This is a genomic window from Cryobacterium tepidiphilum (assembly GCF_003716325.1).
Classification (GTDB): Bacteria; Actinomycetota; Actinomycetes; order Actinomycetales; family Microbacteriaceae; genus Cryobacterium; species Cryobacterium tepidiphilum.
Genome location: NZ_RDSR01000002.1, coordinates 170209 through 193346, shown reverse-complemented (window position 1 = coordinate 193346; position 23138 = coordinate 170209). Strand labels below are relative to the sequence as shown.

Annotated in this window: 20 protein-coding genes; 6 read left to right on the top strand and 14 right to left on the bottom strand. The window is 70.2% G+C overall.

Annotation, left to right across the window (positions count from 1 at the left end; all coding sequences use genetic code 11):
* Positions 1–85: 85 nt before the first annotated feature.
* The 3 genes from EEJ31_RS02290 to ddaH all read right to left on the bottom strand — a co-directional run bounded on the left by EEJ31_RS02290 (position 86) and on the right by ddaH (position 3086).
* The gene (locus EEJ31_RS02290) at positions 86–733 is read right to left on the bottom strand and encodes a hypothetical protein (RefSeq protein ID WP_199727244.1); all 648 of its coding nucleotides are present in this window, start codon (positions 731–733) and stop codon (positions 86–88) included.
* Positions 734–948: 215 nt separating this feature from the next.
* Positions 949–2196 (bottom strand): ornithine--oxo-acid transaminase, encoded by a 1248-nt coding sequence (gene rocD, locus EEJ31_RS02285; protein WP_123044665.1) that lies wholly within the window; start codon positions 2194–2196, stop codon positions 949–951.
* Entirely contained in the window at positions 2193–3086 is an 894-nt protein-coding gene (gene ddaH, locus EEJ31_RS02280; protein WP_123044664.1) for a dimethylargininase, read from the bottom strand. Before ddaH ends, rocD begins: the two co-directional genes overlap by 4 nt.
* A 203-nt stretch (positions 3087–3289) precedes the next feature.
* Between ddaH and EEJ31_RS02275 the strand changes: the two genes are divergently transcribed.
* Positions 3290–3727 (top strand): Lrp/AsnC family transcriptional regulator, encoded by a 438-nt coding sequence (locus EEJ31_RS02275; RefSeq protein ID WP_123044663.1) that lies wholly within the window; start codon positions 3290–3292, stop codon positions 3725–3727.
* Positions 3728–3739: 12 nt separating this feature from the next.
* Here EEJ31_RS02275 and EEJ31_RS02270 read toward each other — a convergent pair whose 3' ends face one another.
* The 5 genes from EEJ31_RS02270 to EEJ31_RS02250 all read right to left on the bottom strand — a co-directional run bounded on the left by EEJ31_RS02270 (position 3740) and on the right by EEJ31_RS02250 (position 13224).
* On the bottom strand, positions 3740–4702 hold the full coding sequence (locus tag EEJ31_RS02270) for an MIP/aquaporin family protein (RefSeq protein ID WP_123044662.1): 963 nt from the start codon (positions 4700–4702) through the stop codon (positions 3740–3742).
* Between the two features lie 135 nt (positions 4703–4837).
* Positions 4838–5818: an NAD-dependent epimerase/dehydratase family protein gene (locus EEJ31_RS02265; protein ID WP_123044661.1), complete on the bottom strand. Its 981-nt coding sequence runs from the start codon at positions 5816–5818 to the stop codon at positions 4838–4840.
* On the bottom strand, positions 5815–8493 hold the full coding sequence (locus tag EEJ31_RS02260; RefSeq protein ID WP_233563683.1) for an alpha/beta fold hydrolase: 2679 nt from the start codon (positions 8491–8493) through the stop codon (positions 5815–5817). The genes EEJ31_RS02265 and EEJ31_RS02260 overlap by 4 nt, the downstream gene beginning before the upstream one ends.
* Entirely contained in the window at positions 8490–9512 is a 1023-nt protein-coding gene (locus EEJ31_RS02255) for a 3-oxoacyl-ACP synthase III (protein WP_123044660.1), read from the bottom strand. The genes EEJ31_RS02260 and EEJ31_RS02255 overlap by 4 nt, the downstream gene beginning before the upstream one ends.
* Before the next feature lie 118 nt (positions 9513–9630).
* Positions 9631–13224, bottom strand: a complete 3594-nt coding sequence (locus EEJ31_RS02250) for a bifunctional proline dehydrogenase/L-glutamate gamma-semialdehyde dehydrogenase (RefSeq protein WP_123044698.1) — start codon at positions 13222–13224, stop codon at positions 9631–9633.
* Between the two features lie 167 nt (positions 13225–13391).
* Here EEJ31_RS02250 and EEJ31_RS02245 point away from each other — a divergent pair, with 167 nt between their 5' ends.
* Positions 13392–14351: a LysR family transcriptional regulator gene (locus EEJ31_RS02245; protein ID WP_123044659.1), complete on the top strand. Its 960-nt coding sequence runs from the start codon at positions 13392–13394 to the stop codon at positions 14349–14351.
* 79 nt (positions 14352–14430) lie between these two features.
* On the opposite strand, the gene EEJ31_RS02240 is transcribed toward EEJ31_RS02245, so the two are convergent.
* From EEJ31_RS02240 to EEJ31_RS02220, 5 genes are read right to left on the bottom strand one after another with little or no spacing between them, the layout of a single operon-like run.
* Complete coding sequence (locus tag EEJ31_RS02240) at positions 14431–15213, bottom strand: IclR family transcriptional regulator (protein ID WP_123044658.1); 783 nt, start codon at positions 15211–15213, stop codon at positions 14431–14433.
* Between the two features lie 20 nt (positions 15214–15233).
* Positions 15234–16067 (bottom strand): 5-dehydro-4-deoxy-D-glucuronate isomerase, encoded by an 834-nt coding sequence (gene kduI, locus EEJ31_RS02235; RefSeq protein WP_123044657.1) that lies wholly within the window; start codon positions 16065–16067, stop codon positions 15234–15236.
* 19 nt (positions 16068–16086) lie between these two features.
* Positions 16087–17394 (bottom strand): TRAP transporter large permease, encoded by a 1308-nt coding sequence (locus EEJ31_RS02230; RefSeq protein ID WP_123044656.1) that lies wholly within the window; start codon positions 17392–17394, stop codon positions 16087–16089.
* Positions 17391–17903 (bottom strand): TRAP transporter small permease, encoded by a 513-nt coding sequence (locus EEJ31_RS02225; RefSeq protein WP_123044655.1) that lies wholly within the window; start codon positions 17901–17903, stop codon positions 17391–17393. The genes EEJ31_RS02230 and EEJ31_RS02225 overlap by 4 nt, the downstream gene beginning before the upstream one ends.
* Positions 17904–17915: 12 nt before the next feature.
* The gene (locus EEJ31_RS02220; protein WP_123044654.1) at positions 17916–18935 is read right to left on the bottom strand and encodes a TRAP transporter substrate-binding protein; all 1020 of its coding nucleotides are present in this window, start codon (positions 18933–18935) and stop codon (positions 17916–17918) included.
* A 137-nt stretch (positions 18936–19072) separates the two neighbouring features.
* Between EEJ31_RS02220 and EEJ31_RS02215 the strand changes: the two genes are divergently transcribed.
* The 3 genes from EEJ31_RS02215 to EEJ31_RS02205 are packed head-to-tail and all read left to right on the top strand — an operon-like array spanning position 19073 to position 21455.
* Positions 19073–20098: a zinc-dependent alcohol dehydrogenase gene (locus tag EEJ31_RS02215; RefSeq protein WP_123044653.1), complete on the top strand. Its 1026-nt coding sequence runs from the start codon at positions 19073–19075 to the stop codon at positions 20096–20098.
* The gene (locus tag EEJ31_RS02210; RefSeq protein WP_123044652.1) at positions 20095–20844 is read left to right on the top strand and encodes an SDR family oxidoreductase; all 750 of its coding nucleotides are present in this window, start codon (positions 20095–20097) and stop codon (positions 20842–20844) included. The genes EEJ31_RS02215 and EEJ31_RS02210 overlap by 4 nt, the downstream gene beginning before the upstream one ends.
* Entirely contained in the window at positions 20841–21455 is a 615-nt protein-coding gene (locus EEJ31_RS02205) for a bifunctional 4-hydroxy-2-oxoglutarate aldolase/2-dehydro-3-deoxy-phosphogluconate aldolase (protein ID WP_123044651.1), read from the top strand. Before EEJ31_RS02210 ends, EEJ31_RS02205 begins: the two co-directional genes overlap by 4 nt.
* Before the next feature lie 41 nt (positions 21456–21496).
* Here EEJ31_RS02205 and EEJ31_RS02200 read toward each other — a convergent pair whose 3' ends face one another.
* Entirely contained in the window at positions 21497–22468 is a 972-nt protein-coding gene (locus tag EEJ31_RS02200; RefSeq protein WP_123044650.1) for an EamA family transporter, read from the bottom strand.
* A gap of 72 nt (positions 22469–22540) precedes the next feature.
* Here EEJ31_RS02200 and EEJ31_RS02195 point away from each other — a divergent pair, with 72 nt between their 5' ends.
* Positions 22541–23098 carry a CGNR zinc finger domain-containing protein gene (locus tag EEJ31_RS02195; RefSeq protein WP_123044649.1) on the top strand — a complete coding sequence of 186 codons (558 nt, stop codon included), beginning with the start codon at positions 22541–22543 and terminating at the stop codon, positions 23096–23098.
* Positions 23099–23138 lie beyond the last annotated feature (40 nt).

Below are 23138 nucleotides of genomic sequence, written 5' to 3'. Positions count from 1 at the left end.
GCACGTGCCGCGCCGAGGCAGGCGGCACGCGCGAAGCGCCGAGCCGACCAGTGTCAGATGGGTCGGCTCGGCGGGATCGGAGCGCTCAGCCGCGGTGGAAGAACCCGGCCAGGACCGGAGAGGGCCGCAGCTCGCGTTCCTCCTTCACCTCCGGCACCGGCACCGGCTCCGGCTGCGCGGCGTTGCGCGCGACGAACGCGGTGGCGTCGTCGATCGCCGTGCACAGCAGCCGGTAGAGACGGTCGTCGGGGTCTTCGACGCAGGCGCGACCGATGCCGTCGATCGCGACGGCGCTGATCGCCTGGCAGTGCCGCGGCGACATCGTGGCCGGCTCCCGGCGCACCGACACGTCGATGAAGTTGCGCCCCCAGCGCAGGGCCGCCGGGGCCCCCTCGAACGCGGTGCGCACGGCCGCGGCGAGGCCGTCGATGCCGGGATCGCCCATCGTCTCCAGCCGGTGCACGCAGACGAGCGCACCGACCGCCAGGGGCCGCTGCCGGTCCTCCGACGCGATCGGCAACGCCGCACAGGCCGCGCGCAACGCCAGCACGATGTCGAGCCGTGGGTCATCCGTGGTCAGCCCGATCACCGACGGGATCAACGGCGCCAGGCGCTGCCGCCCCTCGTCGGTGGTGCAGTCGTTGACCATGCGGGCCAGGTGGGCGAGGCCCGGGTGGGTGCACGCGGGATGGTCGCTCCAGGCTTCGCCCGCGAGGAACGAGGCGAACTCCATGAAGCAGGCGCCCCTGCGTGGATTCCTGTGCTTGCCCACGGAAAGCACAGGAAGGATGTCCGGTTGAACTGGCGACCCACGCATGAGGGCCTCCCCTCAGAGTATTGAACCTGTTCCCTTTATCGTGCGCCTTATTCGCGACAGTAGCAACGCCTATCCGTTGCCGGATCTGTGCCGCCGCACGAGGGGCAGCGGCGGCACGCGCGGAGCCGGCCTTACGCCAGCTCGCGCAGCACGTCGGCCAGCTGCTCCACCGCCCAATCCAGGTCGTCGGCCGAGATGACGAGCGGGGGCGCCAGGCGGATGGTGGACCCGTGCGTGTCCTTCGCCAGCACCCCGCGTTCCATGAGGGCCAGGCACACCTGGCGGCCCGAGGCCAGCTGCGGGTCGATGTCGATCCCGGCCCACAGGCCCGCACCGCGCACGCTGACGACGCCCTGGCCGATGAGCGCGCGCAGCGACTCGTGCAGCCGGGCACCGAGCACGCGGGCGCGCTCCTGGTACTCGCCGGTGGCGAGCATCTCGACCACGGCGTGGCCGACCGCCGCGGCCAGCGGGTTGCCGCCGAACGTCGAGCCGTGCTGGCCGGGCTGGAGCACCCCGAGGACGTCGGCGTTGCCGACGACGGCCGAGACCGGGACGATGCCGCCACCGAGGGCCTTTCCGAGCAGGTAGAGGTCGGGAACGACGCCGGCCAGGTCGCAGGCGAACGTGGCCCCCACGCGGCCGAGGCCGGACTGGATCTCGTCGGCGATGAACAGCACGTTCCGCCGCGTGGTGATCTCGCGCACGGCGGGCAGGTACCCCTCGGGCGGCACGACGACGCCGGCCTCGCCCTGGATCGGCTCGAGGAGCACGGCGACGGTGTTCTCGTCGATCGCCTCCTCGAGCGCCGCGGCGTCACCGTATGGCACCGAACGGAACCCCGGGGTGAACGGCCCGAAGTCCTCGCGCGCCGTCTCGTCGTCGCTGAAGCTCACGATCGTGGTCGTGCGGCCGTGGAAGTTGCCGGCCGCGACGATGATGTTGGCCTCGCCGGCAGCGACCCGCTTCACCCGGTAGCCCCACGCCCTGGCCACCTTGATGCCCGACTCGACCGCCTCCGCGCCGGTGTTCATGGGCAGCACCATGTCCTTGCCGCACAGGGCGGCGAGCGCGGTGACGAACGGCCCGAGCTGGTCGTTGTGGAAGGCACGGCTGGTGAGCGTGAGCCTCCCGAGCTGCGCGCGCGCGGCTTCCAGCAGCACGGGGTTGGAGTGGCCGAAGTTCACGGCCGAGTACGCGGCGAGGCAGTCGAGGTAGCGCCGGCCGTCCTCCGCGGTCAGCCAGGCTCCCTCCCCCGAGGCGATGACGACAGGCAGCGGGTGGTAGTTGTGGGCGGCGTGTTGGTTCTCGAGGTCGATGAACGACGCTGCGTCAGCGGATGCCGCGCCGCGGCCGGAGAGGAAGGTCGAGGTGGTCATCGGCGCAGCTCCAGTGTGCAGCACTTGACTCCGCCGCCGCCGAGCAGCAGCTCGGACAGGTCGACGCCGATCGGGTTGAACCCGCGTTCCCGCAATTGCCTCTCGAAATCACGGGCCCGCGAGGCGATGATGACGTTGTAGCCGTCGGAGTAGGAGTTCAGGCCGAGAACGGTGGCGTCTTCGTCGGTCGCGATGATCGCGTCGGGGTAGCGCTCCTCGAGGATGGCGCGGCTGGCCTCGTCGAACGCGCTCGGCAGGTAGGCGATCTCGCCGTTGCCGGCCTGCCCGGCGCCCACGGCCGGGTCGAGCACGGCGATGGCCGTGTCGAGGTGGTAGAACCGCGGATCGACCAGGCGGAGGGTGATGACCTCGCGGCCGGTGACGGCGGCCAGCTCCTGGTGGCTGTTCGAGTCGCTGCGGAAGCCAGTGCCGGCCAGGATCACGTCGCCGACGAGGAGGAAGTCGCCCTCGCCCTCGTTGACCTGCTCGGGCTCGCGCACGTCGAATCCGTTGTCGCCGAACCATTCCATGTAGGCCGGGCCTTCCGGCTGGCGTTCCGGATGCGTGAACTTGGCCCCGTAGGCGATGTTGTCGATGACGAATCCGCCGTTGGCCGCATAGACCATGTCGGGGAGGCCGGCGATGGGGTCGATCAGCTGCACGTCATAGCCGAGCCCGATGTAGGTGTCGTAAAGCACCTGCCACTGCCGGACGGCACGCGAGGTGTCGGTGGGCAGCGCCGGGTTCATCCACGGGTTGATGCGGTACACCACCGTGAAGTGGCGAGGCGAGCACATCAGCACGCTGCGCTTCAGCGGGGTGCGCTCAGGCGTCTCGGTGCGGGGTTCGGTGTCGGGACTCGTGGTGTTGACACTCAGGGTCATGGGCATCTCCTTCGTCTGGCCGCGGCACGCCGCAGCATGGGGGCGGCGGACCAGGTCGCTCACGAGAGCCCACGCTCACAGCCGACAGCTGCTCGCACGGGACGCCGATTCCAGTCTCACACGGGACCATCGGACGGTTTGCTGCTCGGGGCGCAGGAAAACAGCGGAATGAGCGGGGTGCGCGCAAGGATTCCGCGTAGACTCCCGCCATGGACAACGTGGACCGCGGCATTCTCGACCTCCTCCGGCAGAACGCGCGCGCCGGGTACGGCGACATCGGTTCCGTGGTCGGCCTGTCCGCCTCGGCCGTGAAGCGCCGGGTGGACAAGATGGTGTCAGACGGCGTCATCCGTGGTTTCACCATCCAGGTCGACCCCGCCGCAGACGGCATGAGCACCGAGGCCTACGTGGAGTTGTTCTGCCGCGGCACCGTCGCTCCCGCAGAGTTGCGGCGTATGCTCTCGGCCGTCCCCGAGGTGGTGGGCGCGGGCACGGTGACCGGCAGCGCCGATGCGATCGTGCACATCCGCGCCCGCGACATCCCCTCGCTCGAAGACGCCCTGGAGAAGGTGCGCGTTGCCCCGAACGTGGACCACACCCGCAGCGCCATCGTGCTCACCCGGCTGGTGCACCGCGCGTCGGACTGAGCCAGGCGGCGGTCACTCCTCGTCGGCGGTGCTGCCGAACTCGGGGTCTTCGCGGGTGCGGCCCACCGGTTCCGGCTTCAGGCCGCGGGCGTGCAGCACGTCGCCGACGAACAGGTCGTAGAGCAGCACGCCGATGACGCCGCCGATGAGTGGACCGATGATGGGAACCCAGAAGTACCAGCTGAACGCGCCGTCCACGGTGCCGGGTAGCGCGACATCGCCCCAGCCGGCCATCCAGGCGAACAGGCGGGGCCCGAAGTCACGCGCCGGGTTGATGGCGTACCCGGCGTTCGCCCCGTAGGACATGCCGATCGCGGCCACCCCGAAGCCGACCATGAGCGGGCCGAGGTTGGCCTTCACCGCGGTGTTGCGGAGGTCGATGATCGCCACGATGAACATGAGCAGGAAGGCGGTGCCCACGATCTGGTCGATCAGTGGGCCGATCATGCCGCCGTTGAAGTACGGGGCGGGGAAGGTGGCGAAGATCGAGAACGTGGCCAGCCCGCCGGGCTCGGCGCGGCCGGTCTTCGACGCCTGGTTGAAGGCGTCGATGGCGTCGTGGTACACGAGGTAGACGAGGGCGGCGCCCACGAAGGCGCCCACCACCTGGGCGGCGATGTACGGCAGCACCTTGTTCCAGGCGAACTTGCGCCGGAACGCGAAGGCGAGCGTGACGGCGGGGTTCAGGTGTGCACCGCTGACGCCGCCGGCGACGTAGACGGCCAATGTCACCGCGAGCGCCCACCCCCACGTGATGAGCAGCCAGTCCCCTGCGGCGGCGAAAATGGTCGTCGCCGCGGCCGTTCGGCCCGATCCGGGCAGGCCGGCGACGGCCATCGCGACGACACCGTCGCCGAACGCGATCAGGACGAACGTCCCCAGGAACTCCGCGAGCACCTCCCCCCATGTGCCGCCCAGCCGCTTCAGCCCGCTGCCGTTCCGCAACGTGTTTCGAAGTGGAGTGATGTCGCTCATGAGGACCCTCCTTATCAACACTGACCTGATGGCACAAGACGGTACGCCCATTGCCGCCCCGCGCACAATGGGGTGTTTAAGCTGGTCAGCGCTGCAACGGGAGGGGGCCGTGCGAGCGGCCACCCTGAGGGCCCCCTATCCGCTGCGCGCGGCCCGGTAGTGGTCGGCGAGTCGCCGGAAGCCCTCGTCGAGCGTGACAGCCGGTTGCCAGCGCAGGTCGCCGCGCGTCTGCCGCTGGTCGAACCAGTGCGCGGTCGAGAGCTGTTCGGCGAGGAACCGGGTCATCGGCGGCTCGTCCGCCCCCGGGCGGATGCGCCAGGCTGCTTCGACGAGGGACCCGGCGGTGCGGGCCATCCCGGCGGGCACGTGCCAGGCCGGGGGTCGCACACCGGCCGCGCGGCACATCCCCGCGATCAGCTCAGCGACCGGCCGCGGCTCGCCGTTGGTGACCACGTAGGGGCGGCCGTGCACCTCGTCGACCCGCTCGAGCGCCGCCACGACGGCGGAGGCGGCGTTGTCGACGTAGGTGGAGTCGATGAGGGCGGCGCCGCGGCCGACGAGCGGCAATCGCCCGGCCCGGGCGCGGTCGACGATGCGGGCCACCAGCTGCGGGTCGCCGGGCCCCCACACCAGGTGCGGCCGCACGGCGACGACGCGCATGGCCGGTGAGTCTGCGGCGAGCACGAGGAGTTCCGCCTCCGCTTTGGTGCGGGCGTAGTGCCCCCGGGCGCGCGCCGGGTCGGCGGGCTCGGCGCCGGCGCCCACGATGGATGCGCCGGCGTGCGCCACCGACGGCGAGGAGACGTAGACGAAACGCGAGGCTCCGGCATCCGTCGCCGTGTCGAGCAGCCGGCGGGTGCCGCCCACGTTCACGGTGTCGAAGTCGGCCGGGTCGCCGGCCAGCGAGACCTTGGCGGCCAGGTGGATGACGGCGTCCATGCGGTCCGCGGCGCGGGCGACGGCGGCCGGGTCGGTGAGCGAGCCGAGTCGGTCCTCGGTGCCGGGAACACCCGACGGCCGGCGCTGGAACGTGACGACCTCGTGGCCGGCGGCCACGACCGCGGTGGCCACCGCGCGGCCGAGGAATCCGCTCGCGCCGGTCACCAGCACCCTCACGGGCGTGCCATCCGCCCACCGGCGAGGATGCGGGTCGCCCAGGCGGCGAGCCGGCTGCGGTCGATCTTGGAGTTGTGCCGGATGTCGGTGGGAAGGTGCGGCACCACGAGGACGGCGGCGAGCTCCTGCTCGCTCGCGGCGCGCACGGCGTCGGCGAGTTCGGCGGAGGCCAACGCCACGCGCGCCGTGCCGAGCCTGGTCTCGACGATCGCGACCGGCTGCTGCACACCGCGGGGTCCGACGCCGACGATGGCGGCGCGCCAGACGGCGGGGACGCCCTCGATGCGCTGTTCGGCGCCCACCGGGGTGAGGGGGCCGTCGGCGGTGGTGATGACGTGCGGGAGGCGGCCTTCGACCCAGAGCCGGCCGGCCGCGTCGAGGTGCCCGACATCGCCGGTGCGGTGCCAGCGGCCGGCGGCCGGAACGTGCTGGGTGGCGGCCCGGTTGGTGAGCCACAGCCGGTCGTAGTGGTCCTTCAGGTGCGGCGCGGAGACGATGATCTCGCCGGTGACGCCCGCGGCATCCGTCGGCTCGCCGGTGGCGTTGCCGTCGGCGTCGAGGGCGCTGATGCGCACCTCGGTGGGCGCTGCCGGCACTCCGACGCAGACACCGCCCGGCCCGCCTTCGCCGGCCGCCTCGCGGATGCCGTCGAGGGTGACGTCGGTCATGAGCAGGCCCTCGGTCATGCCGTATGGGGTGTGCAGGCGGGCGTCGGGCATGAGCGCGGCGACGGCGTCGAGGAGCCGTTCGGAGACGGGGGCGCCGGCGGAGAGGAACGTCTGCACGCGGCGCAGGGCGGTGCGGCCCTCGGGCGTGAGCGCGCCGGCGGTGGCGACCACGTTCGCGACGGCCGCGGGCGACAGGAAGACCACGCGCGCGTCTGCGGCGGCGACCGCATCGGCGACGGCGGTGGCCGTGAGCGTCTTCGGGCTGGTGACGTCCATGTCCGGTGTCACCGACCGGGCGCCGAGCGCCGGGCCGAGCAGGGCGAACGGGGCGAATCCGGCGACCAGGCCCGTGCCCACGCCGATGCCGTACTGGGCGGCGAGGGCGTCACGCACGGCGGCCAGCTGGTCGTGGGTGTAGACGACCCCCTTGGCCGGGCCGGTGGAGCCCGAGGTGAAGAGGATGGCGGCCGTGTCGCCCGGGGCGGGCTCGGGCGGGAGCGCCTCGTCGGCGCCGAGCTCCACCAGGTCGGCCAGCGAGTGCGAGACGCCGAGGGCGCGGGCCAGCGGCGCGGGGAGGCGTGCGGTGGAGATCCGCTGGCCGGGCCAGCCGAGGGCCCGGGCGGCCGTCAGTCCGGGCAGGGCCCCGATGAGGTGCGTCGGCCGGGCGCCGCGTACCGCGCGGGTGAGGCCGCGAAGGCCCAGTCCGGCGTCGGCGACGACGACGACCGCGCCGAGGCGGAGGCACGCGTAGAGCACGGCCGTGAGGTCCGCGCCGGGGGGCACGAGCAGTGAGACCCGGTCGCCCGGCCGCACGCCGGCGCGCGCGAGGCCGGCGGTGAGCTGCCGCACGCGCGTGGCGAGCAGCTGCCAGCTCACCACGCGAGGCGGCGAGCCGGGCGCGGGCACCATCTCGACCAGCGCCGTCTCCTCGCTGTCCGCGAGCTCCTCGAGTCGCCGCCAGAGAGGCGGGCGGGCCGGGGTGCGGGGCGCGCGCGTCGAAACGGATGCCGCATCCGCACTCGGCGTCGTCGCCCCCGGCAGGCGGTGCGCCAGCCAATCCACCGCGGCGGCGGCGTAGTCGACGTCTTCGGCCACCAGGTGCCCGGCGCCCTCGAAGCGGTGCACGTCGGCGTGCGGAAGGCGCTCGATGAGGTCGTCGAGGTAGCGGTCGCTGAAGATCGGATCACGGGGACCCCAGAGCAGGAGGGCGGGGACGGTGAACCCGCGCACGCCCTCGGCGATGCGGACCCGCTCGGCCGTGCTCTCGTGGCGGTCGTCGACGGGGATGTCGGCGACGAAGGCGCCGATGCCGCCGCGCCGGTCGGCGCTGCGGTAGGGCGCGCGGTAGCCGTCCTTCACGGCGGCCGGGAGCGGCGGATGCGCGAGCGCCAACGTCGTCTCGAGGAAGCCCGGCGTGGTGACGGTGGCGAGCCCCAGCACCGGGCGCGCGAGCGCGAGCCGGAGCGGCGCCGGGACCTGCGCTCCCTCGGGCTGGTGGACGGCCGTGTTCAGCAGCATCACGCCGGCGAGCTGCCCGGGGTGGTCGACGGCCCAGCCGAGCGAGATCAGACCTCCCCAGTCGTGCCCGAAGGTGACGACGGGGCCGTCGAGTCCGACCGCGTCGGTGAGGTCGGTGAGGTCGCGCACGCGCTGCTCGAGGGAGCGGGAGTATCCGCTGCGCTCGGAGAAGCCCATCTCCAGCTGGTCCACGGCGATCACGCGCCAGGCGTCGCCGCCCGCCGCCGCGGCATCCGTTGCCGCCGTCAGGAACCGGCGCCAGAGGTACGACCAGGTGGGGTTGCCGTGCACGCAGACCACGGTGCCGACCGGTGTCACCCCGAGCCGGTGCAGCTCGGCGCCGTTGTCGAGAACGTGCCACTGCCGGATACCGCGGGCGCCGCCGCTCTCGGGCACGTCGACGATGCGGGAGAAGCGCGGGTCGAGGCCGGGGAGCCCGGCGGGTGGGAGGGACGCGGACGCGCGCGGTGAGCGCAGGCCGGAGGTCACCAGGCCAGTTCCATCATGGCCGTGTTGAGGCCGGAGCCCACGCCCATGAGGAGCACCCGGTCGCCGGGCGAGAGCCTCTCGGCTTCCTGCGCCAGGGTGATCGGAATCGAGGCGGGACCGACGTTGCCGAATCGCGGGTAGGTGAGGGGCACGCGGGAGCGGTCCATGCCGGTGGCCTTCAGGATGGCGTTCGTATGCACGTCGGAGACCTGGTGCAGGATGTAGCGGTCCATGCCCGACCAGTTCCAGTCGCGCTTGGCCTCGGTCCAGGCGGAGACGACGAGCTCCATGCCGCCCTTCAGCAGCGCCTTCGCGTCGGTGAACATGCCGTCGACGCTGCCGACGCAGAGCCCGTTGAACTGGGTCGCCGCGCGGGTGACGCCGCCCAGCATCCGGTGGCCAGACGGATGCTTGTCGGCCGGGCCCAGCACGGCCGCGGCGGCCCCGGAGCCCAGGGTGAGGCTTGCGAACTCGCTCATGAACGCCTTGCGGTTGATGGCACCCTGGCTCAACCGCTCGATGGTGTTCACCTGGATCTCGTCGGCGTCCTCACCGTCGATGACGACCGCGTACTCCACCTGCCCGGAGTCGATGAGCTGCGCGGCGAGGGTCATGCCGTTGACGAAGCCGAGGCAGGCGTTGGCGATGTCGAAGTTGGTGGCCGACGACGAGAGTCCCAGGCCATGGTGGATGCGCACGGCAACCGACGGCTCGAGGTGCTTGCGGGTCACCGAGGTGTTGATCATGAGGCCGACCTGGCTCGCGTCGATGCCCGCTTCGCGGAGCGCCTGCTGCCCGGCAGACACCGCGGCGCCGTCGAAGGTCTGGCCCTCGTCCCAGTTGCGGCGTTCGTGCACCCCGGCCACGCGCTGCAAGAGGCCCTGCGGCAGGCGCAGTTTCTTCAGCACGGGCTGCAGCCGCTGGTCGATCTCCGCCGACGTGGTGATGCGCGGCGCGATGGTGCTCGCGACCGAGAGCAGAGCGACATTGCGATGCCGTGTCGTGGCGTTTCCGTTCACCGGAGCCCCCTGTCGAGTTATGCCGGGATGGTCATCCCCCTCGATTATCCCCCGGAATCGGCTGGACGTTCACTGAAGCGGTCCCCCGCCCCCGTGCCGCCGCCCCACGGGGCGGGGGCTAGATGACCGCGTCGGAGATGGTGCTCGGGGTGCCGAAGCGGTGCGCGGTGATCGAGATCGCCTGCTCGTGCAGGAAGGGCAGCAGCTCCACGCGGCCGGCCTGGGTCACCGGGTGGGCGTACACCGCGACATCCGGTGTGCCACCCAGGGCAACGGCGAGAGCGGATGCCGCGACCTCGGCTCCCGTGAACGCGTCGCCGCCGATGAGGCGCACGCGGCTCGTGGTGATGCCCCCGTTGCCGGCGCGCTCGAGCCACTCGTCATCGCTCTCCACCACGACCGGCACCTCCCGCACGGTCAGCAGGTTGCGCACCGCCGGCGGCACGGGCACCGAGCTCGACACCTGGAAGCGGGAGTTCGACAGCGTGGCCGCCGCGATCACGCGCAGCAGGTCGGAGAGGGTGCCGTCGTCGGCGAGGCGCACGGTGACCGGAACGGGCAGGTAGCGGAACACGTTCCGCTCCAGCCCCAGGCCGGACACGTCGACAACGGCGTGGAACTCGTCGCGCCAGGCCAGCGCGTCGCTCAGCGCCGAGCGGCGCAGCACGTCGAAGTCGGCGTAGTCGAGCGAGCCCTGCGACGCCTCGATGAGGTCGGTGACGCGCTTCTCCAGCCCGCGCAGGTGCAGCGTGGTGCTGTTCTTGCCCGGGTCGTTCACCCAGCTGCCGAGCCCGAACAGGTAGTTCGGTCCCCCGGCCTTGGTGCCGGCGCCCACCGAGGAGCGCTTCCAGCCGCCGAACGGCTGGCGCTGCACGATGGCACCGGTGATGCCGCGGTTCACGTACAGGTTGCCGGCCTCGACCGAGTCCACCCACTCGGTGAGTTCGTCGGAGTCGAGGGAGTGCAGGCCCGCCGTCAGGCCGTAGTCCACGGCGTTCTGGTAGCGGATCGCCTCCTCCAGGGTGCGCGCGTGCATGACGCCGAGCACCGGGCCGAAGAACTCGGTGAGGTGGAAGTAGGAGCCGGGCTGCACACCCGTGCGGATGCCGGGCGACCAGAGCTTTCCGGTGTCGTCGAGCTGTTTCGGCTCGACCAGCCACTCCTCATCCGCCCCGAGCGTGGTGAGTGCATGCAGCAGCTTGCCCTTCGCGGGCTCGATGATCGGCCCCATCTGGCTCGTCGCATCCGACGGGTAGCCCACGCGCAGCGAGGTCGCGGCGTCGACGAGCTGGCCGAGGAACCGCTTGGAGCGGGCGACCGAGCCGACGAGGATCACGAGGCTCGCGGCGGAGCACTTCTGGCCGGCGTGGCCGAACGCGCTCTTGATGACGTCGGCGGCCGCGAGGTCGAGGTCGGCGCTCGGGGTGACGATGATGGCGTTCTTGCCGCTGGTCTCGGCCAGGAGCGGCAGGTCGGGGCGGAAGCTGCGGAACAGCTGGGCCGTCTCGTAGGCGCCGGTGAGAATCACGCGGTCGACCGACGGATGCGAGACCAGCCGGCTTCCCATGTCGCGCTCGGGAACGTCGACCAGCGCGAGCACCTCGCGCGGAACGCCCGCCTCCCACAGCGCCTCGACCATGAGTGCGCCGGTGCGCTGTGCGAGCGCCGCCGGCTTGATGATCACACCGGACCCTGCGGCGAGCGCGGCGAGCACACCGCCCGCGGGAATCGCGAGCGGGAAGTTCCACGGCGGCGTCACCACGGTGAGCTTCGACGGCACGTAGATGGCGCCCTGCACGGTGTCGAGCTCCTTGGCGCGCTCGGCGTAGTAGTGGGCGAAGTCCACGGCCTCGCTCACCTCGGGGTCGCCCTCGGCGATGGTCTTGCCGGTCTCGGCGGCCATGACCTCGACCAGGCGGCCGCGGTGGGCGGCGAGCGAGCGGCCGGCGCGGTGCAGGATCTCCGCGCGCTCGACACCGGTCTTGCGGCCCCACGCCTCGCCGGCGCGGGCGACACCGTCGATGATCCTGTCGAGGGTCTCGATGTCGGGCACGGCGGCCGCGGCGATCTCGGCCGTGCCGAGCTCGGAGCCCTCGACGCGGGAGAGGATGTCGCTGCCCCAGGCCCGGTTCGCGGGCAGGGCGGGGTCGGTGTCCGGCTCGTTGCGGAACCCGCTGGGCGCGTTGGAGCGGGTCTTGCCGGAGCCCCGCGTCAGGCCGAGCACGGCGGCGGTGAGGTTCGGGTCGCCGGCGCCCGCGGCGTCGAACGTCGCGGCATCCTTCGGCTGGTTCTGCGGTGCATCGGCCGGCGCGGTGCGGTCCTGGGTGCGGTTGGGCGCGGGCGTCTCGGCGTCGAGGGCCGAAAGCGACGCGAAGAAGCGCTGCTTCTCACGGTTGAAGAGCGCCGGGTCCTCGGTCAGCTCGAACACGGCCGACATGAAGTTCTCCTGGCTGGCGTTCTCCTCCAGGCGCCGGATCAGGTAGCTGATCGCCACGTCGAATTCCTCGGGCTTCACGACCGGCGTGTAGAGCAGCAACTGGCCGACGTCCTCGCGCACGGCCTCGGCCTGCCCGGTGGCCATACCGAGGAGCATCTCGAACTCCACCCGGTCGGCGACGCCGCGCTGCTCGGAGAGAAGGTGCGCGTAGGCCACGTCGAAGAGGTTGTGGCCCGCGACGCCGAGCTTGACGGCATCCGTTCGCTCGGGCGTCAGCGCCCAGTTCAGCACCCGCTTGTAGTTGGTGTCGGTGGCCTGCTTGCTGGAGTAGGTGGCGAGCGGCCAGCCGTGGATGGCGGCGTCGACGTGCTCCATCGCGAGGTTGGCGCCCTTGACCAGGCGCACCTTGATGGCGGCGCCGCCCTTCGCGCGGCGCTCCTGCGCCCACGCCGTCAGGCCCTGCAGCGCGCCGAGGGCGTCGGGCAGGTAGGCCTGCAGCACGATGCCGGCCTCGAGGTTTTCAAGTCCCGGCTGCTCGAGGATGCGCTCGAACACCGCGATGGTGAGGTCAAGGTCGCGGTACTCCTCCATGTCGAGGTTGATGAACTTGGGGGTGGGAGACGCGGCGGCCAGCTGGTACAGCGGGGTGAGCCGTTCGACGACGCGGTCGACGGCGTCATCGAAGGCCCACATCGAGAGCTGGCTGGCGATGGACGAGACCTTGATCGACACGTAGTCGACGTCGTCGCGCTCGAGCAGGCGGCGGGTGCCCTCGAGGCGGTGGCGGGCCTCGGTCTCGCCGAGCACGGCCTCGCCGAGCAGGTTGATGTTGAGACGGTGGCCGGATTCCTTCAGCGCGGCGATGGCCGGCCCGAGCTTCTCGGGAGTGGCGTCGACGACGAGGTGCCCGACCATCTCGCGCAGCACGCGACGAGCCACGGGGATCACGACCCACGGCAGCACCGGTCCCATCACGCCGCCCAGCCGGATGGCGCCGCGCATGTACCAGGGCAGGAAGGCCGGGGCCTTCTTCGCGACGCGCTGCAGGTTGTACCCGGCGACCATGAGGTCGTCGGGGCGCATGACGCCGTCGACGAATCCCACCGTGAAGTCGAGCCCGTTCGGGTCTTTCAACACGCCGGCGAGGCGGCCGGCGGCGACATCCGTGGGGATGGTGGTGCTGTGGGCCAGCCACTTCTGCACCAGGGCCACGGCTTCGGGGCCGAGGTCCTTCACCGGCTCGCGGGTGAGATCAGGAGTGGAGGGGTTGGTCATGGTCACGAGGGTAGTCTTTCGTCGCCTTTGGACCCGCACGTCTGCGTGCGATCACCTCTCAGTCTGAGGCCGCTGTTTGTTCGGCAAAAGCGAATCTTTATGAACGATATCGATTAGAATTTCCGAAGAATGCGGCTGCCGTTGTGCGCCATTCGGGAGGGGCGGAAATGCTGGATGTGCGGAGGCTCCGGCTGCTTCGCGAACTGAAGCTGCGTGGGACGCTGGCCGGGGTCGCCGAGGCCCTCGCCTACAGCCCGTCGTCGGTGTCGCAGCAGCTGGCCCTGCTCGAGAAGGAGGCCGGTGTCGAGCTGCTGCAGAAGGTGGGCCGCCGGGTGCAGCTCACGCCGCAGGCGGAGATCCTGGTGGACCACACCATGCACCTGCTGGAGCGGCTCGAGGTGGCGGAGGCCGAGGTCGCGGCGTCGCTCACGACGGTGTCTGGCACCGTGCGGGTCGCGGTGTTCCAGTCGGCGGCCCACGCGGTGATTCCGCAGGCGCTCACGCTGCTGGCAGCCGAATACCCCTCGCTCCGCGTGGAGGTCACGGAACGCGAACCCGAGGTCGGGCTGTTCGAGGTGTCGGCTCGCGACTTCGACCTCGTGATGGCCGAGCAGTACCCGGGGCACACGCGCGCGCACTGGCCCGACCTCGACCGGGTGAACCTGGCAACGGATGCGCTGCGCCTCGCCCTGCCGACCCGCCCACCGGGTCTTGGTTCGGGTGAACCACTCGCGGCGTCGACGCTCGCGGACGCGGCGGGCCTGCCCTGGGTGATGGAGCCCGAGGGCACCGCGTCGCGGCAATGGGCGACGCAGCTCTGCCGCTCGGCGGGCTTCGAACCGGATGTGCGGTTCGAGACCGCAGACCTGGTGGCGCATATCCGCTTGGTGCAGTCGGGAAATGCCGTCGGCATCCTGCCCGACCTGGTCTGGGCGGGCGAGGAGCCGAGCGTGCGCCTGCAGGAGCTGCCGGGCGACCCGCACCGCACGGTGTTCACGGCCGCACGGCGCTCGAGCGCCGGCCGCCCCGGGGTGCTCGCCGTGCGCGACGCGCTCACCCGCGCCGTCGCCGGGGTCTCCGACTCCAACCCCTCCGATCCCTCCGATCCCTCCAACCCCCTCCCGTGAGGGGACGACTTTTCCTAGTGCTGGTGCGGCAGGACTAGGTAAAGATGACCCCTCACGGGATGTGGTGAGGGGGTGGCGGCTAGAGCTCGGGGGCGCCGAGGAGGCGTGAGATCTCGTCGGCAGCGGCGAGCGCCTGCGGCGCGAACATCTCGATGCTCGTGCCCGGGTGTTCCAGCGCAATCGACGAGATTGAGAGCCCGTGCGTGACGGCACCGGTGTGGTCACGGATCGGCGCGGAGACACACACCGTGCCCACCTCGTTCTCCCCCATGTCGAGTGCATAGCCCCGGGCGCGCACCGAAGCGAGTTCCCGCGCGAGGGCGTCAGGGTCGGTGATGGTCGTGTCGGTGCGCACCGGCAGGCCGACCCGATCGATCAGCTCGGCGACCTTCTCCGGCGGCCAGTACGCGAGCACGACCTTACCCATGCCCGTCGAATGCATCGGAATGGCGAGACCGACGCGCGAACGCATGCTGTACGGCTTCGACGCATCCTTGCGGATCACGTAGACCATTTCGGTCTCGCTGGCGACACCGACGTGGATGGTGCAGTCGACCTCGGCGACGAGCCGGTCCACGACCGGCTGCGCGATCTGCGAGATGTCGACACTGGCCAGCGCCCGGCCGGCGAGCGACAGCAGGTTCGGCCCGGCCCGGTATCCGCTCTCGGCATCACCCGCGATGTACTCCTGCTCGACCAGCACCTGCAGAAGGCGGTGCACCGTCGCCTTCGCGAGTCCTGAGGCCTGGACGATGTCCGTGAAGCGGGATTCGCGAAGCGCAGCGTCGAGCACACGCAATGCCTTCTCACTCGCCCCGGAGGACGGGGCGGGGGAACGGTCGATGGAGGGGAGGGCGGTCATGTCATATCAATTCTCTACTGTCACCGCATGGATGCGATGGGTACTGCATCCATATCATCAAAAGACTGGTTTTCGCCTGCCATGGCCCACACGAACGAATAGTTCGCCGAGCCGACGCCGGAGTGCACCGACCAGCTGGGCGACAACACCAGGTCGCGATCACTCGCCATCAGGTGCCGCGTCTCCGTCGGCTCGCCCATCAGGTGCACGACACGCTGCTCGGCGTCGAGGTCGAAGTACACGTAGAACTCGGTGCGCCGGTCGTGCGTGTGCGCCGGCATCGTGTTCCACATGCTGCCGGGGTGCAGCCGGGTCACGCCCATGACGATCTGGCAGCTCGGCACGCCGTTCTCGTGGATGCACTGGCGCAGGGTCCGTCGGTTCGAGCTGAGCTGGTCGCCGAGCTCACGAATCGTTCCGTCCTCGGGAGTGACCAGGGCAGACGGATGCGCGTGGTGCGCCGGCGCCGAGAACCCGTAGAAGCAGGCCGGGTCTGCCGCGTCGACGCTTTCGAACACGACGTCCTTCGTGCCGCGACCCAGGTAGAGGATCGCCGTCTTCTCCAGCTCGTACCGCACGCCGTCTGCGGTGATCGAGCCGGCACCCCCGATGTTGGCGAAGCCGATCTCCCGGTGATCAAGGAAATTCTCGCTGCGGATCTCGGGGATCGCGTCCAGGGTGAGCGGAGCATCCGTCGGCACGGCGCCGACCGCGACGACACGGTCGAAGTGCGTGTTGACCGTGCGCACCGCCCCCGCCTGGAAGAGGTCGGTGACGAGATAGTTGTCGCGGAGCTGCTGCTGGCTGGACCGCTGGACGTCATCGGGGGTGCCGGGGCGATAGACCGTGGACATAGGTGTTCCTTTCCAGGAGTTAGAGCAGGCCGAGCAGTTGCGGCAGCCACAGCGAGATCTCCGGAACGAAGACCACGATGAACAGCACGCCGATGAGCACGATGAAGAACGGCATGAGGTGCCGGATCACGGGTTCGAGGCGCGCCTCGGATACTTGCGCCCCGACGAAGAGCACCGGGGCCGATGGCGGCGAGATCACCGCGATCGACAGGTTGAAGACCATCATGATGCCGAAGTGCACCGGGTCGACGCCGTACGAGATCGCGATGGGCAGGAAGATCGGGACGAAGATCAGGATGGCCGGCGTCGGGTCGAGCGGGATACCGATGACGAGGAGGATCGCCATCATGATCAGCAGCACGACAACCTTCGAGTCCGTCCAGCCGAAGAGAGCGTCGGCGATCAGCTGCGGGAGCCTGGCGTACGCCATGACGTACCCCATGATGCCGGAGACGGCGATCAGGAAGATGACGATCGAACTCGTGCGGCACGCGTCGTAGAGGATGCGGGGCAGCTCCCTCACGTGGATGGAGCGGTAGGCGAACGACAGCAGCAGTGAGTAGACCACGGCGATGGCGGCGCCCTCGGTGGGCGTGAAGAACCCGGCGACGATCCCGCCGATGGCGACGACGATGAGCCCGAGTGAGGGCAGCGCCTTCACGAATGTCGAGAAGATCACGCCGAAGGATGGGCGCGGGTCGCCCTTGAGCTCGGGGTGCTTGCGTGCGTAGACCCAAACGACCGCCGCACATGCGATCGCCCAGAGGATGCCGGGAAGGTACCCCGCCATGAAGAGGGCGCCGACGGAGGTTCCGCCGGCCGCGAGCGAGTAGATGATGAGCGTGTTCGACGGCGGGATCAGCATGCCGGTCGGGGCACTGGCCACGTTGGCGGCGGCGGAGAACGCCCGGTCGTAGCCCTCTCTGCGCTGCATCGGAGCCATGGTGGAGCCGACGGCGGCGGCCGTTGCGACGGCGGAACCTGACACCGAGCCGAAGATGGCGTTCGCGATGACGTTGGTCTGGGTGAGCGGTGCCGGGGTGCGCCCGACCAGGACGCGAGCGAAGTTGATGAGCCGCTCGGCGATGCCTCCGTTGTTCATGATCACGCCCGCTAGGACGAAGAACGGGATGGCCAGCAGCGCGAAGGAATTCGCCCCGCGGAACATCTGCTGGGCGGAGGTGATGGCGCCGTTGTCGACGCCGAGGATCATGAACATGGCCACGGCCGACGGCAGGGCGATGCTGATCGAGACCGGGGCGCCCACGGCGAGTAGGACGATGAGTCCGCCGACCAGGACGAGCGTGATGGCAAGTGGGTCGATCATAGGGATGCCGCCTCCTCATCTTCTTGCGGGATGTGGCCGACGTAGGCGCGCGAGAGCGCGCCCACGATGTGCACGATCAGGAACAGGCTCAGCAGGAAGCCGGAGATCGGCAGCGCCAGGTAGAGCTGGCCCTGGGTGAATGGCAGCACCGGGTTGGTCTGCGTCCAGGCGAGGGTGACCTGGTGCAGGCCGCCGAACACCATGACGACCAGTGCAAACGTGAGTGTGCACAGGTAGGCGATGATGTCGGCGACCCGCTGCAGGCTTCGCGGAAGCTTCTCCACGAGGAAGTCCATGACCACGTCGGCCTTCTCGCCCGTTGCGATCGCGATGCCGATGAGGCTCACCCAGACGAAGGTGAACCGCGCCGCTTCCTCAGTCCACGGGCTCGGATCGTTGAGGACCAGGCGCGTGAACACCTGCCAGACAACGAGCAGCACGAGGGCCGCGAAGAGTGCGACACATATCGCGTGCAGGACGCGAGAGAGTCCATTGAGTATTGCGGTCATGGATCTGCCTTATCAGCCGCGCGACTTCTGGATCGCGTCGTAGATCGCCTTGGTGCGGTCGGTCGTGACCTTCGAGTCGATCAGCGGCTTCGTCGCCTCACGGAAGGCGTCGACGTCGGCGTCGTTGAACTTCGCGCCGGCCTTCTCCGATTCCGCCTTGGCCTTGTCGACGGCCTTCGCGAACAGGTCGAGCTCGGTGTCGACGCTCTCGCTCAGAAGCTTTGTGAACGTCTCCTGCGTCTCCTTGTCCATGCCGTCCCACACCTTCGGGCTGGCGATGAGGTAGTCGGGCATCATGAGGTGCTTGGTGTAGGAGTAGTACGGCGCGATCTCGTCGTGCGAGAGCGTCGAGTAGATCAGCTCGTTGTTCTCGGCACCGTCAAGGACGCCGGACTGGATCGCGGTGTAGACCTCGCCCTGGGCCATCGGCGTGCCGATGCCGCCCATGAGCTTCATCATCTCGACGTTGGTGTCGGAGCCGATGACGCGGATCTTCTGGCTCTTGAGGTCGGCTGGTTCCTTCACCGGGCCCTTGCTCGAGTAGACGTTGCGCACGCCACCGTGGTAGGCCGTCAGCACCTTGATGTTGTCGTCCAGCACGGCGTCGTAGAGGTCGCCCATGATCTGCGGGTCGTTCAGCACCTTCATCTGCTGCTCGGGCGAGTCGTAGACGTACGGCAGGTTCACGACGGCGAAGTCCGGCTCGAAGTTCTCGAGCAGGGAACCGGCGACGACCGAGAGGTCGATGGTGCCGGACTGCACCTGCTCGATGGTCGATGCCTGGTCGCCGAGCGTCTCGTCGGTGTACAGCTGCAGCGAATACTGCCCGTCGGTCGCGGCAGAGAGCTTGTCGGAGAGCTCGGTCAGCGCCTGGGCCTGTGGGTGGTTGATGTCCTGGTTGAAGGCGACACGGAGCACATGCTTCGCCTCGCCCCCGTTTCCGTTCCCGCCGGCGGCGCTGGCGGAACATCCTGACAGGGCAAGGCCGACAAGTGCGATGCCGGCGAGCGTGCCGAGATTTCTACGGCGCATTCTTCCTCCTCGTTGAGTGGGGCGGCCCGTGCGGAGTGCCGAGCAACATGAGTACTATATGGCAAATGAACCCGTGTTCCGCCACTCGGAACACGAAATAGAACTTGGTTCCGTAAATCGCGAGGAGGCGAAGCCGCATGAGAGCAGCGCAGTACGAGGGAAACGGCCACATCGGGGTGGTGGAGCGCGACCCCGCCGAGCCCGGAGCCGGTGAGGTGCGCATTGCCGTCGCCTACACGGGCATCTGCGGCACCGACCTGCACGTACTACACGGCAACATGGACTCGCGCGTGAGCGTGCCGCAGTCGATCGGCCACGAGATGAGCGGCGTGATCGACGCCGTGGGTGACGGCGTGGACGGTCTCGCTGCCGGGCAACCCGTCACCGTGATGCCGCTCGACTGGTGCGGCGAATGCCCCGCCTGCCTCGCCGGCAACCAGCACGTGTGCCAGCGCCTGACCTTCGTCGGCATCGACACTCCCGGATCTCTCCAGGAACAGTGGATCGTCCCGGCATCAACCGTCGTTCCGCTGCCGGAATCGCTGTCGCTCCGCCACGCCGCCCTCATCGAGCCCCTGGCCGTCGCCTGCCACGACGTCGCCCGCTCGCGCCTCGCCGCCGGTGAAGTCGCGGTCGTCATCGGTGGCGGACCCATCGGCCAGCTGATCTCCCTCGTCGCCCAGGCGCAGGGCGCCACGGTGCTGCTCATCGAGCCCAACGCCGAGCGACGTGCCTTCGCTGCCGCGCACGGGGCATCCGTCGTCGATCCGCTGTCGGAGGACGCCGCCGCGATCGTGGAGCAGGCCACCGGTGGCGCGGGAGCCGACGTCGTCTTCGAAGTCGCCGGTGTCGCCGCCACCGCCCTCGGGAGCGTCGACTACGCCCGCGTACGCGGCCGCGTCGTCATTGTCGCCATCCACGCACAGCCGGTGCCGATGAACCTCCACCGCGTCTTCTGGCGCGAACTCGAGATCATCGGAACGCGCGTCTACGAGCGCCCGGACTTCGAGCGGGCGATCCAGCTGCTTGAGCGTGGGGCGATCCCGGCGGAGGACATCATCACCGACACCATCCCCCTCGACCAGACCCTCGACGCGTTCCACCAGCTGGAGCAGGGCGGCGCCATGAAGCTGCTCGTCGACGTACGGAAGGCCGACCGATGACCCCGTTCGACCTGACCGGCAAGACCGCCGTCGTCACCGGTGCACGCCGAGGCATCGGCTTCGGAATGGCGGAAGCGCTGGCCGCCGCCGGCGCCGACATCATCGGCGCCTCATCGCGGCAGGAGGAAGGCGGCGGCGCGATCGGCGAACGCGTTCGGTCACTCGGCCGCAGCTTCACGGGCCACGCCGTCGACTTCACCGACCGCGAGGCGGTCCAGGAGTTCGGCCGGGAGGTGCGTGGTGCTGACATCCTCGTCAACAACGCCGGCACGATCCGGCGGAGCCCCGCGGCGGAGCATCCGCTGGAGTGGTGGGACGAGGTGCTGCAGGTCAACCTGTCCAGCCAGTTCGTGCTGAGCCAGCTCGTGGGCGAGGGGATGCTGGAGCGCGGCAGCGGCCGGGTCATCTTCACCGCGAGCCTGCTGAGCTTCCAGGGCGGCATCAACGTTCCCGGCTACGCCGCCGCCAAGTCGGGCATCGCGGGCCTCGTGCGGGCTCTCAGCAACGAATGGGCGGCGCGCGGCGTCACCGTCAACGGGATCGCGCCCGGCTACATCGCCACGGACAACACCGAGAAGCTCCGCGACGACGCCGAGCGGTCAGCGGCGATCCTCGATCGCATCCCGATGGGTCGGTGGGGAGAGGGATCCGACCTCGGCGGGGCGGCCGTCTTCCTGGCGAGCGAGGCGGCGAACTACGTCACCGGCGCGATCATCCCGGTCGACGGGGGCTGGCTCGGACGATGAGCGCCATCGACGGACACCGCATCGTTCCGCTGGCCTCCCCCGAGAACGAAGCCCAGTGCGAAGCGCTGGCCGACGGGCTGCTCGCCGGGGGCATCCGCATCGTCGAGATCGCGCTGCGCAACGAGTTCGGGCTGGCGGCGCTCGCGCGGCTCGCGGGGCGGCACGGGCTCACGGTCGGCGCCGGCACGGTGCTGGACGCCGACCAGGCGAAGGCCGCCCTCGACGCCGGCGCGCAGTTCTTCGTCTCGCCGGGTCTCTCCGCCGGCGTCGCCCAGGTGGCCCGCGAGGCCGGCATCGACCTGGTGCCGGGAGTGATGACGCCCACGGAGGTCATCGCGGCGAGGGACTTGGGTCTTCGACGGCTGAAGCTCTTCCCCGCGAAGCAGGCGGGCGGGCTCGCGCTGCTCGATGCCTACGCCGCGGTCTTCCGCGACCTGACGTTCATGCCGAGCGGCGGCGTGACGGAGGCCAACCTCGCCGAGCACCTGGCGCATCCGGCCGTCTTCGCGGCCAGCGGCAGCTGGATGACCTCGGCAGCCGTGCTGGCTCAGGGTGCGGACGCGGTCGCCGCGGCCGCCCGGTCCGCACGACGCGCCGCCGGCCTGCACTAGCCGCCCCCACGCCCGCCTCGCTTCCCCCGCCCCGCTCCGTTTCACGCGGCGTCGGGCAGGGACGCCTGCCGGGTGACGGATCCCGGCTCGAGCGCGATCGCGGCCTCGGCGCGCTCCGACCGCACGAAGGCGATCCCGGCGAGGATCAGCACGCCCCCGATCAGCTGCGGGATGGTGAGCTCCTCGCCGAGGAGCAGCCACGCATAGAACGTCGCGGCGACGACCTCGAGCAGCCCGGCGAACGACGCCAGGCGGGAGCCGAGCATCTCGCTCGCCGTGATGCTCGTGGCGTAGGCGATGGCGGTCGCGACGACGCCCACGACCAGCAACGGTATCCACCACGGCACGGGTCCACCGAACAGCTGCACCTCACGGAACGTCGCCGTGAACGGGACCAGGCCGGTCAGTCCCACGAGCCCAAGCACCACACCACCGATGAGCAGGCCGAACGCCGCCAGCGCGACCGGCGGCAGTCCGTCGCTCGGCCTCGCGGCGACCAGGTAGTAGATGGCGCAGCCGACCATCGACGCGATGGCGAAGACGAGCCCGAGGGAATCGAAACTGCCCGCGCCCCCACCCGGCGAGACGACGAGAACCAGCCCGGCCAAAGCGATCACCGAACCGATGAGAACGACGGCCTTCGGCATCCGTCGCGTGCGCACCCAGGCGACACCGACCAGCAGCAGCGGCGCCATGTATTCCATGAGGATGGCCGTGCCCACCGGAATGCGCTGGACCGCGGCGAAGTAGGCGAGCTGGGTGCCGGCGACGCCAATGAACGCCATGGCCAGCACCCGCCAACGCGCCCGCCAGAGCGCCGACCAACGGCCACGGATGGCGACGATCGCGAACGGCGCGAGCACGAATCCGCCGATGAACGCGCGCACCGTGACGGCGCCGGCCGGACTCCACCCCGCCTCAAGCAGCGGCTTCACGAACGCGCCCGACGCGCCGAAGGCCGCTGCGGCGACGACAGCGATGACGAGACCGACGGATGTGGATGAGCGCTTCATGAGGACCCCTGCTGGGACAAGCTGGCGATGTTCTGAAGCTGACGCTAGTCTCGTGAAGAGTAAGGAGTCAATTTGCATTTTGCCCCTGACGCGGAGGACGCCCTGGAGTTCGCCGTCGCCCTTGCCAACACCGTCGCCGGAGCCTCCCGCAGCGGGGTCGATGAGCTGGCTTCGCCTGCCCAGTTGACCGCCCTTCTCACGCAACACCGGTACTCAGGGCGCTTCGACCGGGATGAGGCCGAGCTGGCGGATGTGCGGGAGACGCGGGGGCGCATCCGCACGATCTGGGCGCTCGGCCGCGACGACGCCGCCGAGGCGGTCAACGCCATGCTGGCGGAGGCACACGCGCTCCCTCGCCTGGTGCGCCACGACGACTTCGACTGGCACCTGCACGCCACCGACCTCTCGGCGCCGCTGGCCGAACGCATCCGGGTCGAAGTCGCGCTGGCCCTCGTCGACGTCATCCGCACGGCCGAGACCGGGCGCCTCCGCCGGTGCGGCGCGGATGACTGCGACGGCCTGCTCCTGGACCTGTCACGCAACGGGTCCAAGCGATTCTGCAGCATCCGCTGTGGCAACCGGATGAACATGGTCGCCTTCCGGAGGCGGGCGTCCACAGAGCCCCCGTGAGGGGACAGCTTTTCCTAGTTCGAACGCGCGTCAACTAGGT